The following is an 11542-nucleotide window of genomic DNA, read 5'->3' as shown; positions in this document are numbered from 1 at the left end:
CTCTCCCGCTCTCGACAAGGAGAATGAAGATGCCTGCCGATCTTTTTGATTTTCTTGTAAAAATGGCCTTTGCAACACTGCATGAGGCCTGGGCGATGCTCCTGCAGCATCTTCCGGCTTAAAGCTTCCCCTTTACCCCGACGCCGGATCAGCTATTATGTCAGATTGTTGCTGCGTCATACCGGCGGCCTGTGATCTCCGGCCGCTGGCAGCGGGCAAGTGCCCGCCCGAGCTTTTGCGAGGAGCCATGCGGCGTCTGAGCTAAAAGTCTGCATGACGGCGGTGTTAACATCGAGACGGCGCGAAAGCGATGACGGGTGATGGCCCGCCACGGTCGCGATCCGAGGGGAGTAGCGCATGAAGCGCGAGTTCAAGGCGAGCGATTTAACGGTCTCGCTGTTCGAGGCGCTGGTACAGGCGCAATCCAAATACGGCGCCGGAAAAACCATTATCGAGGATCAGGACCGCAAACCGCTGTCCTACGGCCTCTTCGTCACCGGTGTCTTCGCCCTGTCGCGGCTGCTGAAACGGCACCTCGGCGACGAACAACGCGTCGGCATGATGCTGCCGACCTCGACCGGCGGCGCCGTCTCCTTCTTTTCGTTACATGCACTCGGCCGCGTGCCGGTCATGATCAACTTCACGGCCGGCCAGGCCAATATCCGCGCCGCCGTCCAAACGGCCCAGATCAAGACCATCCTGACCTCACGGCTTTTCATCATCACGGCGAAACTCGAGGACCTCGTCGAGGCCATGAGCGCCTATGTCCGCATCGTCTATCTCGACGATATCCGCAAGGAAATCACCCTGGTCGACAAGCTGTGGGCCGTCGCGGCGTCGAAACTGCCGCGCCTGTTCGCCAAGAAAACCCGGCCCGAAGACATCGGCGTCATCCTGTTCACTTCGGGCAGTTTCGGCAGCCCGCGCGGCGTCGTCCTGACCCAGGCCAATCTCGTCGCCAATTGCCGCCAGATCGAAGCTCATATCGAGCTCAAGCCGGAATGGGTGTGTTTCAACCCCATGCCGATCTTCCACTCGCTCGGCCTGACCGGCGGCGTCATCCTGCCGCTGCTCTCCGGCATGAAAAGCTTCCAGTATCCGTCGCCCCTGCACGTCAAGCAGATCCCGGGTCTGCTCAAGGAAACCAAGGCGTCGCTGCTGTTTTCGACCGACACCTTCGTCAACCAATATGCCCGCCAGGCCGAGCCCGACGACTTCTCGACCCTTGAATTCGTCGTCTGCGGCGCCGAAAAGGTGCGCGAAGAAACCCACCACGTTTTCAACAGCCAGTTCGGCGGCATCCCGATCCTCGAAGGCTATGGCGTCACCGAATGTTCGCCCGTCGTCGCCGTCAACTTCCCCGACAACAACCACTACGGCACGGTCGGCGCCCTGCTGCCCGGCATCGAAACCCGCCTGGAAACGGTCGATGGCATCAAGGACGGCGGCCGCCTGTGGGTCCGCGGCCCGAATGTCATGGGCGGCTACATCAATATCGACAATCCCGACGTCATTGAGGCGCCCAAGGACGGCTGGCACGACACCGGCGACATCGTCAATATCGACAACGAAGGCTTCGTCAAGATCCTCGGCCGCGCCAAGCGCTTCGCCAAAATCGCCGGCGAAATGGTCTCGCTGACCGCCGTCGAACGCATCGCCGAAGAGGTCTGGCCCGACAATCGCCACGCCGTCGTCGCCATTGCCGACGACAAGAAGGGTGAACGCCTGGTCCTGATCACCGACAAACGGGATGCCGACATGGCGCGCATGACCGATTGGGCCAAGAAGAACGGCACGCCGGTCCTGGCCATCCCGAAAAAGATCGTCAAGGTCGACAGTGTACCGGTCCTGGGCTCCGGCAAGACCGATTATGTCACCCTGCAAAAGCTGGCCGAGGTCGAAAACCGCGCCGCCTGACACGACGCGCATAAGGCGAAATTACACAAGCGTTCTCCTGCCCCGCTTGCGGGGAAGCCGGGCGGCCGGTGCCGTGGCGGGCTTGTCCCGCCGGAAGGGGGAATTAGGTCGTCTTCTGCAAACGCCTGGCATTCCAAACTGATGTCCGCCAACGCCTGCGACACCCTGCCCCTTGACATGTCTCCCGCTCCGCCGCTAAGCCATCCCCATGGGTAACGCCGTTCACCACCTCCGTCGCGACACCGTCCGTTTCTGGACGTGTTTTGCCGTGGTCATGGCCTTGTTCACCCAGGTCCTGTTCCCGGCCCAGGTCATGGCGGCCCCGACAGCCTCCGGCACCCGGTTCATCATCTGCTCCGCCGACATGGACGCAGCGCCGATCGCCGACGCCGCCACGGCCAAGCTGCTCAAGGCCCAAAACCACAAACCCGGTCTACAAGGGCTGAAATGTGCCAACTGCGTGCTGGCCTCGGTAACCGCCGTCACCACGCCGGACGCTGTCTTCACGCCCGCCGTCTACACCGTCACCCATGCCGACTTCAAACCGGCGCCCGACATGTCGGCCGTCAAGGCCCGCGCGCCCCCGCGTCCCCATTCCTGCGGTCCGCCTGCCCGTATCTGACGACCTGAAACCCGCGCCGGCTCATAAACCGTGCGCGCCCATCGTCCTGGATACGGAAATTTAACGTGAAACCAATGCATTACAGGTTGCTGCTGGCAACCTTGATGAGCTTTAGCTCAACCCTCGCCCTGTCGGCTCACGCAGAGGGCGCCACCGAAGTGGTCATCACCGGCCACCGTGAAGACAAACAACCGGCCACGTCCGAAAGCGTGACCGCCGCCTCTCTCGCCAAAACCACCAATGTCGCCACCCCGGAAGACAGCCTGCGCTACCTGCCGAACCTTCTGGTCCGGCAACGCCATATCGGCGATACCCAGGCGCCGGTGACCACGCGAACCTCCGGCGTCGGCGCCTCGGCACGCAGCCTGATCTATGCCGACGGCATCCTGCTATCGTCCCTGATCGGCAACAACAATACCAGCGCGTCGCCGAAATGGGGCCTGGTCTCGCCCGAAGCCATTGCTCGCGTCGACGTCATGTACGGCCCGTTTTCCTCGGCCTATGCCGGCAACAGCCTGGGCGCCGTTATCGCCTTCACCACCCGGATGCCCCAAGGTTTCGAAGCCACGGCTGAAATCCAAGGCGCGTCGCAAACCTATAACAAGTACGGCGACGACGACAGCTACGGCACCGGCCGTATCGCCGGCTCGATCGGCAACCGCTTCGACCGGACCGCCTTCCGCCTGAGCTATAACCACCTCGATAGCCATTCCCAGCCGCTCAGCTATATCACCGCGACAAGTACCCCCGCCAATACGACCGGCGGCTATGACGACACCAACCGCCTGGGCGCCGCCATCAAGGTCCTGGGCTCTGGTGGCCTGGAGCACCAGGTCCAGGACAATCTCTCCGGACGCCTGACCTACGACCTGACCCCGACCATCACCGCCGCCTACACTTTCGGCCTGTTCGGCAACCGCGACGACGCCACGGTCAACACCTATCTCCGCGACACCTCCGGCCAGCCCGGCTATACCGCGGCCTTCTCCAACGGAGTCTATGCGCTCGACGAAACCCAGTTGGCCCAGGCCCTGTCGCTCGGCTCGCATAGCAACGGCGTCTTCGATTTCGACCTCGTCGCCAGCCATTTCGACTATGTCAAAAGCCGTCAGCGCACCCCGACCGGTCTCCTGCCGGCAGCCTTCACCGGCGGCCCCGGCTCCGAAGCGCAACTTGACGGCACCGGCTGGACGACGCTCGACGCCACCGGCACCTGGCGGCCGAATCCGGCGCATCTCGTCACCTTCGGCGCCCATCAGGACAGTATCCGGCTCGACAGTCCGAAATATGCTGTCACCGACTGGACCGGCGGCAGCACCGGCGCGCTCCAAACCCTGAGCCAGGGGCGCACCCAAACCACGGCCGCCTGGGTCCAGGACGCCTGGAAGCTCACCCCCGAGATCAAGGCAACCTTCGGCGGCCGCTGGGAGGATTGGCGCGCCTATGACGGCCGCAATGTCTCCGCATCGCCGGCTTTCGACAAGACGCAGCCCGCCCAGCACAAGGCCGCCTTTTCGCCCAAGGCCGTGCTGGCCTGGTCGCCGGACGACGCCTGGACCTTCAAGGGCTCGCTCGGTGTCGCCTACCGCTTCCCCACGGTAAGCGAGCTTTACCAGGCCGTGACGACCGGCGCCGTCTTGACATCGCCCAATCCGAACCTCAGGCCGGAACGCGCCCTGTCGAGCGAACTGTCGGCCGAGCGCGATTGGAACGCCGGCAGCGTCCGCATCTCCCTGTTCGACGAACGCATCCATGACGCCCTGCTGTCGCAAAGCGCGCCCCTGGTGGCCGGGTCGCCCGTCCTCTACACCTATGTCCAGAATGTCGACCGCACCCGCGCCACCGGCATCGAGATCGTCGCCGACCGGCGGGACGTCCTGATCGAGGGCCTCGAGCTCTCCGGTTGGGTCACCTATGTCGACGCCCGCATCGAACGCGACACGGCCTTTGCCAATGCCGTCGGCAAACACCTGCCACAAGTGCCGACCTGGCGCGGCGCCGTGGTCGCCACCTATAGCCCGACAACCCGCCTCGACATGACCCTGGCCGCCCGCTATAGCGACCGCGCCTTCGCCACGATCGACAACAGCGATCACCATGCCAATACCTATCAAGGCTTCAGCGGCTATTTCGTCATCGACGCCCATGTCCGCTACAAGATGACTTCACATATCACCGCAGATATCGGCATCAACAATCTGAATAACCAATCTTATTTTCTCTTCCACCCCTTCCCGCAACGCTCGGTCATTGTCGACCTGAAATATAGCTATTGAGGCTTCCCATGTTCAGATACTGCCTTGCCGCCGCGTTCGCCCTGCTGGCCCAATCCGCCGCCGCCCATGTCGCCATGACGCCGGCAGTGGCGACCGCCGGCACCACCTATGTCGGCGCCCTGCGCGTCAGCCACGGCTGCGACGGCTCAGCCACCGTCAAGCTGCGCGTCGAAGTCCCGGCCTCTGTCCTCAGCGCCAAACCGCAGCTGAAATCCGGCTGGACCATCAACGTCGAACGCACACCCCTTGCGAAACCGCTCACTGGCGACAACGGCAAGACCGTCACCGACCGCGTCAGCGCCATCACCTGGACCGGCCGCCTGCCCGATGAGGATTTCGACGATTTCGTCATCTTGCTGAAATTGCCCAAGGACACCGGCCCACTCTACCTGCCGGCAACGCAAACCTGCGAAACCGGCAGCAATGCCTGGACCGACATCCCCGCCGCCGGCCAGCCCTGGCACGACGTCCCGCACCCTGCGCCCGTCCTGACCCTGCAACCGGCCGACACCATGCCGAACATGCCTGGCATGGATCACAGCAAGATGTGATTTATGAGCGTGACGCTTCTAGATTCGGTCACCGCACCTTTCCCCTCTACCCTTTCAAGGGGAGAGGGTGGCAGGCTTCAGCCTGCCGGGTGAGGGGTTCTTCCTTACGGTCCGGGTGTCCGAAATCCCGTTTTACCGTCCCGCCAACAATGGCGTCACCACGGCATCCAGCTTCTTGGCGTCGAAGACCTGGGCATCATTGGTGCCATCGAAGCGCAGCACGCCATCGCGGTCGATGATAAAGGCCATCGGCAAGCGGTAAACCATGCCGTACCCATCCGTCTTGGCCTGCTGCTTCATCGCCGCCGGAAAGCTATAGGCCGCCATGATCTTGCGTACAGCCTTGTCCTTGGCGGGATCGTCCATGCTGATGGCTATCAGGTCGAGCCCCTCGCCATGATGTTGCTTGTAATAGGCCTGCAGCGCCGGCATTTCCTGGCGGCACGGGCCGCACCACGTCGCCCAGAAGCTGACGATCACCACATGGCCGCGCTTGGCGTTCAAATCGAACGTCGATCCATCCAACAGCTTGGCTGAAAACGCCGGTGCCGCCTTCCCCGCCGCCGGCAAGGCCGATGCATGCGACGCCATCGCCGCGACAGACAGAACAAGTATCGAAGCGACAAGCGAGGCGATTTTCATGGGAACATTCCGAACGATGAGGCTCCCTTATCGGCAATTTCCGCCCTCCGGGCAAGCCTACAGATGCCCTTCCTTCTCCTGCTTCGCGGTCTTGCCCTGACGCTCCTTGGCCTTGGTGTGCGCCAGGTGCTTTTTGTTCTCCGCCTTGCTGTCGTATTTCGACTCGCCTGCCTCTTTCAAAGCAATCGCCACAGCCTGTTTGCGGCTCTTGACCTTGCCGCCGTTTCCGCTTTCCAGTTCGCCATGCTTGTACTCGTGCATGACCCTTTCCATGACCTCATCCTGACCGGCCGTTGTCTCGGGCATGATAACCTCCATGATCCGCCCTGCCCGCAACCATCCTGAATCATCCGCCATAAAATCTCGATCAGAAAATGAAAAAGCCGTCCCGGTTTCCCGGAACGGCTTTTTCTTCAAAGTCTTACGATCAGTTCTTTAGAGATTGATCATACGTCCGTCGGCATCCAAAGACGCTTCCAGAATAGCTTCCGACATGGTCGGGTGCGGGAAAACCGTCCCCTGCAAATCCTCTTCCGTCGCTTCCATGGTGATGGCCAAACAGAAGCCCTGGACCATTTCGGTGACATTGGCCCCGATCAGGTGAGCGCCCAACAGCGCGCCGGTCTTCTTGTCGAAAATGACCTTGCAGAAGCCGCCGGGTTCGCCGGCTGCGATCGCCTTGCCATTGGCCTTGAACGGGAAGCGGCCGATCTTGACGTCGAGCTTCTGTTCGGCGGCGCCCTGCTCGGTAATCCCAACGGAAGCAACTTCCGGCGTGGCGTAGGTGCAGCCCGGAATTGGCGGGTTGAGATTGCTCAGCTTCTTGCCGGCGATATAGTCGACGGCGTGGATGGCTTCGTGCGATGCCTTGTGCGCCAACCACGGCGGACCGGCGCAGTCGCCGATGGCGTAGAGCCCCTTGACGTTGGTCTTGCCGTGACTGTCATTCTTGATATGACCGCGGTCCAGTTCGACACCCAAAGTCTCCAGACCGAGGTTTTCGGTATTGGCGACGATGCCGACGGCGACGATACAGCCCTCGGCTTCCAGGACTTCCGCCTTGCCGGCGGTTTCCACCGACACCTTGACGCCGGAACCGGTCTTTTCGACCTTGGTCACCTTGGCGCCGATGCGGAACTTGAAGCCGCGCTTCTCAAAAGCCTTCTGGGCTTCCGCGGACACTTCCTTGTCTTCGACCGGCAGGATGCGATCCAGCGCTTCAACCACGGTAACATCCGCGCCTAAAGACCTGTAAAAGCTGGCGAATTCGATGCCGATGGCGCCGGAACCGATAACCACCAACGACTTGGGCATGGCCTTGGGCGTCAGAGCATTACGATAGGTCCAGATGCGGTCGCCGTCAGAAACCGCGCCAATGGCCGGAATCTCGCGGGCGCGTGCACCAACCGCCAGCATGACGTTCTTGGCGTCGACAACCTGTTCGCCGCCCTTATTGAGCTTGACGGTGACCTTCGGCGCGTCCTTGCCGGGCGACAAGCTGGCGAAGCCCTCGATCACGTCGATCTTGTTCTTCTTCATCAGGTAACCGACGCCGCCGTTCAACTGCTTGGCCACCGCACGCGAACGCGCGATCACCTTGTCGAAATCGAAGGCCGGCTTTTCACCGGTCAGGCCGTAGTCGCCCAGGTGGTTGATTTTGTCGAAGACTTCCGCCGACTTCAGCAGCGCCTTGGTCGGGATACAGCCCCAGTTCAGGCAGATGCCGCCCAGAAGCTCACGTTCGACAATAGCGACCTTCAGGCCGTTTTGCGCGGCACGGATGGCGCCTTCATAGCCGCCAGGGCCGGAACCGATAACAACGAGATCATAAGTCATGTGTTTTCAGTCCCTTACGCTAGCATTTTTATAGGGTCTTCGATCAACGGCTTGAAGACGTTGATGAACTTGGCGCCGATGGAACCGTCGACCACGCGGTGATCGCAGGTCAAAGTCACCGACATGACGGTCGCCACGGCCAGTTGACCATTCTTGACGACGGCGCGTTGTTCGCCGGCGCCGACCGACATGATACAGCCCTGCGGCTCGTTCAGGATCGACGTAAACGTCTTGATGCCGAACATGCCCAGGTTGGAGACGCTGAACGTCCCGCCCTGGAACTCTTCCGGCTTCAGCTTGCGGTCACGGGCCCGTTGCGCCAGGTCCTTCATCTCTTTCGAGATCTGGGCCAGCGACTTGGTTTCCGCCTTGCGCACGATCGGGGTGATCAGGCCACCCTCGATGGCCACGGCCACCGCGATATCGGCATTGTGGTGCATGGCGATGCCTTCAGGCGTGTAAGAGGCATTGGCTTCAGGCACTGCCTTAAGCGCCAGCGCTACCGCCTTGATAATCATGTCGTTTACCGACACCTTCACACCTTGCGATTCCAACGCCGTATTGATCTTGGCGCGGGCGCTCAGCAGGTTGTCGAGCTCGATATCGACCGTCAGCGGGAAGTGCGGAATATCGCGGAACGATTCGGTCATGCGGCGGGCGATGACCTTGCGCATGCCGTCCAGCGGCACCAGGTCGTAGGAACCGGCGGGAATACCCATCTGCTCCAGCGACTGAACCTTGCGCGGCTCGGCGGCGGGCGCGGCGGAGGCTGCCGCGGCAGGCGCCTTGGCGCCACCTGAAGCCTGGGCGGCCTCGATATCGCGCTTGATGATGCGGCCGTGCGGGCCCGTGCCGGTGATGGCCTTCAGATCCAGCTTGTTGATCTCGGCCAAACGGCGCGCCAAAGGCGATGCCGCAACCCGGCTTCCGGACGCGGCAGGCGCCGCAACCGGGGCCGAAGCCACTGGAGCCGGCGCGGAGGCAGCTTTCGGTGCTTCCGCCTTAGGCGCCTCAGCAGCAACCGGCGCCGCCTTGGGTGCCGCAACCGCGCCACCTTCGTCGGCCAAACGTGCGATCGGCGAATTGACCTTCACGCCTTCGGTGCCGGCGGCGACCAGGATTTCCGAAATCATCCCTTCGTCGACGGCTTCGACTTCCATCGTCGCCTTGTCGGTTTCGATTTCGGCGATCACGTCCCCGGCGGAGACCTTGTCGCCGACCTTGACGTGCCATTTGGCGAGACTGCCCTCTTCCATGGTGGGCGAGAGCGCGGGCATCAAAATATCGGTCATTGTGTGTGCCCCTTACTTGTACGTGACGGACTTGACGGCGGCGATGATCTTCTCAACGCTGGGCACGGTCAGGGCTTCGAGATTGGCGGCGTACGGCATGGGCACGTCTTCCTGGTGGACACGGGCCGGCGGCGCATCGAGATCGTCGAAGGCTTCCTGGGTAACGCGCGCCGCGACTTCGGCGCCGATGCCGCACGGACCCCAGCCCTCCTCGACCGTGACCAGACGATTGGTCTTGCGCACCGAAGCAACGACCGTGTCGGTGTCCAGCGGGCGCAGCGTCCGCAGGTTGACGACCTCGGCATCGATGCCCTCGGCCGCTAATTGCTCTGCGGCCTTCAAGGCGAAACCGACCATCCGAGAATGCGCGACAATGGTGACGTCCTTGCCTTCGCGCTGGATCTTCGCTTTGCCGATCGGCAATACGAAATCGTCGCCGCCTTCGGGAATATCGAACTCCAGGCCGTACATCATTTCGTGTTCCAGAAACACGACCGGGTTCGGATCGCGAATCGCCGCCTTCATCAAACCCTTGGCGTCGGCCGCGTCATAAGGCGCGATGACCTTCAAACCGGGCACCTGGGCATACCAGGCGCTGTAGTCCTGGCTATGCTGAGCGCCGACGCGCGCCGCAGCGCCGTTCGGGCCGCGGAAGACGATCGAAGACTTGATCTGGCCACCGGACATATAGAGCGTCTTGGCGGACGAATTGATAATGTGGTCAATGGCTTGCATGGCGAAGTTAAACGTCATGAACTCGATGATCGGCTTCAAGCCGGCCATGGCCGCACCCGAACCGATACCGGCAAAGCCCATTTCGGTGATCGGTGTATCGATGACCCGGCGCTCGCCGAACTCTTCCAGCAGACCGCGCGACACCTTATAGGCGCCCTGATACTGCGCGACTTCTTCACCCATCAGGAAGACCTTGTCGTCGCGGCGCATTTCCTCGGCCATGGCGTCACGCAGCGCATCGCGCACCGTGATCTTAACCGTTGGCGTGCCTTCCGGCCAGTCAGGCGTGGCCATGGCCGGCGCCGGCGAGGCCGCCGGGGGCGAAACGGGAGCAGCAGCCGGGGCCGGTGCAGCGGCGGCAGGCGCCTCAGCAACGGGAGCCGGCGCGGCGGCGGGAGCGGGCTTCGAAACCCCGCCTTCCAAACGCGCGATCGGCGTATTGACCTTGACGCCTTCGGTCCCGGCGTCGATCAGGATGGCTTCGACCTTGCCTTCGTCGACGGCTTCGACTTCCATGGTCGCCTTGTCGGTTTCGATTTCAGCAATCACATCGCCGGCCGAGACGGTATCGCCGACCTTGATGTGCCATTTGCTGAGGGTGCCCTCTTCCATCGTCGGAGAGAGCGCGGGCATGAGAATATCGGTCATTATCAGGCTTCCGTATAGACGTCGGTGTACAGTTCAGAAGGATCGGGCTCGGGCGAGGTCTGGGCGAACTCGACCGCCGCCAACACGATGGTCTTGACCTCGTCATCGATGGTCTTGATCTCGGCTTCGGCGACGCCGGCCTGTTCCAGCATGGTCTTGATATGGTCGATCGGGTCGCGTGTCTTCTTGACGTCGTCGACCTCTTCCTTGGAACGGTACTTCGCCGGATCGGACATCGAGTGGCCGCGATAGCGATAGGTCTTCATTTCCAGGATATAGGGCCCGTTGCCCGAACGCGCGTGCTCGGCGGCCTTTTCGGCCGCGGCCTTGACGGCGAACACGTCCATGCCGTCGACCGTTTCGCCAGGAATCCCGAACGAGGCCCCCCGTTGCGACAGATTAACCGTCGCCGAAGCGCGCGCCAATGACGTGCCCATGGCATATTCGTTGTTTTCGATCACATACACGACCGGCAGCTTCCACAGCTGGGCCATGTTGAAGCTCTCATAGACCTGGCCCTGGTTGGCTGCGCCGTCGCCGAAATAGGTGAAGGAGACATTGCCGTTCTGCTTATAGAAGTCGGCGAAGGCCAGACCCGTACCCAGCGACACCTGGGCGCCGACGATACCGTGACCGCCGAAGAAGCCGGTTTCGATGTCGAACATGTGCATCGACCCGCCCTTGCCCTTGGACGACCCGCCGGCACGCCCGGTCAGCTCGGCCATGACGGCGTTGGGATCCATGCCGGCCGCCAGCATGTGGCCGTGGTCGCGATAACCGGTGATGACTTGGTCGCCGTCCTTCGACGCCGCTTCCATCCCGACCGCAACGGCTTCCTGGCCGATATAAAGGTGGCAAAAGCCGCCGATCAAACCCATGCCGTACAGCTGCCCGGCGCGTTCTTCGAAGCGGCGGATCAACACCATCTGGCGATAATATTTCAGCAGCTCATCCTTTGAGACATTGCTCAATTTGGAACCTGCGTCTGTCGTGGAGTCTTTCTGGGCGGCACGCGCCATGGAC

At 62.1% G+C, this 11542-nt stretch carries 10 protein-coding genes; 4 read left to right on the top strand and 6 right to left on the bottom strand.

Annotated features, from left to right (window positions below; all coding sequences use genetic code 11):
* The first annotated feature begins 357 nt into the window (after positions 1-357).
* From AC1DX3_RS01075 to AC1DX3_RS01060, 4 genes are all read left to right on the top strand, one after another.
* Entirely contained in the window at positions 358-1917 is a 1560-nt protein-coding gene (locus AC1DX3_RS01075) for an AMP-binding protein (RefSeq protein ID WP_476987381.1), read from the top strand.
* Positions 1918-2125: 208 nt separating this feature from the next.
* Complete coding sequence (locus AC1DX3_RS01070; protein WP_476987380.1) at positions 2126-2539, top strand: hypothetical protein; 414 nt, start codon at positions 2126-2128, stop codon at positions 2537-2539.
* Between the two features lie 104 nt (positions 2540-2643).
* Positions 2644-4815 carry a TonB-dependent receptor gene (locus AC1DX3_RS01065; protein ID WP_476987379.1) on the top strand — a complete coding sequence of 724 codons (2172 nt, stop codon included), beginning with the start codon at positions 2644-2646 and terminating at the stop codon, positions 4813-4815.
* An 8-nt stretch (positions 4816-4823) separates the two neighbouring features.
* The gene (locus tag AC1DX3_RS01060; protein WP_476987378.1) at positions 4824-5366 is read left to right on the top strand and encodes a YcnI family protein; all 543 of its coding nucleotides are present in this window, start codon (positions 4824-4826) and stop codon (positions 5364-5366) included.
* Between the two features lie 132 nt (positions 5367-5498).
* Here the strand turns inward: AC1DX3_RS01060 and AC1DX3_RS01055 are convergent, their stop codons facing one another.
* From AC1DX3_RS01055 to pdhA, 6 genes are read right to left on the bottom strand one after another with little or no spacing between them, the layout of a single operon-like run.
* Positions 5499-6008: a TlpA disulfide reductase family protein gene (locus tag AC1DX3_RS01055; protein WP_476987377.1), complete on the bottom strand. Its 510-nt coding sequence runs from the start codon at positions 6006-6008 to the stop codon at positions 5499-5501.
* Between the two features lie 57 nt (positions 6009-6065).
* Positions 6066-6425 (bottom strand): DUF6496 domain-containing protein, encoded by a 360-nt coding sequence (locus AC1DX3_RS01050; RefSeq protein WP_476987376.1) that lies wholly within the window; start codon positions 6423-6425, stop codon positions 6066-6068.
* 18 nt (positions 6426-6443) lie between these two features.
* Positions 6444-7844 carry a dihydrolipoyl dehydrogenase gene (gene lpdA / locus AC1DX3_RS01045; protein WP_476987375.1) on the bottom strand — a complete coding sequence of 467 codons (1401 nt, stop codon included), beginning with the start codon at positions 7842-7844 and terminating at the stop codon, positions 6444-6446.
* A 14-nt stretch (positions 7845-7858) separates the two neighbouring features.
* Positions 7859-9136, bottom strand: coding sequence for a pyruvate dehydrogenase complex dihydrolipoamide acetyltransferase (locus tag AC1DX3_RS01040; protein WP_476987374.1), 1278 nt, complete (start codon positions 9134-9136; stop codon positions 7859-7861).
* A 12-nt stretch (positions 9137-9148) separates the two neighbouring features.
* Positions 9149-10519 carry a pyruvate dehydrogenase complex E1 component subunit beta gene (locus AC1DX3_RS01035; RefSeq protein ID WP_476987373.1) on the bottom strand — a complete coding sequence of 457 codons (1371 nt, stop codon included), beginning with the start codon at positions 10517-10519 and terminating at the stop codon, positions 9149-9151.
* Between the two features lie 2 nt (positions 10520-10521).
* A complete protein-coding gene (gene pdhA, locus AC1DX3_RS01030; protein WP_476987372.1) occupies positions 10522-11538 on the bottom strand; it encodes a pyruvate dehydrogenase (acetyl-transferring) E1 component subunit alpha in 1017 nt (338 codons plus the stop codon).
* Positions 11539-11542: the final 4 nt, after the last annotated feature.

The sequence above is a fragment of the Asticcacaulis sp. P2_B1 genome (assembly GCF_056404915.1).
This window is presented reverse-complemented; position numbering and strand designations above follow the sequence as displayed.

What these genes read in the sequence shown, in the direction of transcription:
- AC1DX3_RS01075 (WP_476987381.1), top strand. Translation starts at nt 358, where the DNA reads ATGAAGCGCGAGTTCAAGGCGAGCGATTTAACGGTCTCGCTGTTCGAG.
- AC1DX3_RS01070 (WP_476987380.1), top strand. Translation starts at nt 2,126, where the DNA reads ATGGGTAACGCCGTTCACCACCTCCGTCGCGACACCGTCCGTTTCTGG.
- AC1DX3_RS01065 (WP_476987379.1), top strand. Translation starts at nt 2,644, where the DNA reads ATGAGCTTTAGCTCAACCCTCGCCCTGTCGGCTCACGCAGAGGGCGCC.
- AC1DX3_RS01060 (WP_476987378.1), top strand. Translation starts at nt 4,824, where the DNA reads ATGTTCAGATACTGCCTTGCCGCCGCGTTCGCCCTGCTGGCCCAATCC.
- AC1DX3_RS01055 (WP_476987377.1), bottom strand. Translation starts at nt 6,008, where the DNA reads ATGAAAATCGCCTCGCTTGTCGCTTCGATACTTGTTCTGTCTGTCGCG.
- lpdA (WP_476987375.1), bottom strand. Translation starts at nt 7,844, where the DNA reads ATGACTTATGATCTCGTTGTTATCGGTTCCGGCCCTGGCGGCTATGAA.
- AC1DX3_RS01040 (WP_476987374.1), bottom strand. Translation starts at nt 9,136, where the DNA reads ATGACCGATATTTTGATGCCCGCGCTCTCGCCCACCATGGAAGAGGGC.
- AC1DX3_RS01035 (WP_476987373.1), bottom strand. Translation starts at nt 10,519, where the DNA reads ATGACCGATATTCTCATGCCCGCGCTCTCTCCGACGATGGAAGAGGGC.
- pdhA (WP_476987372.1), bottom strand. Translation starts at nt 11,538, where the DNA reads ATGGCGCGTGCCGCCCAGAAAGACTCCACGACAGACGCAGGTTCCAAA.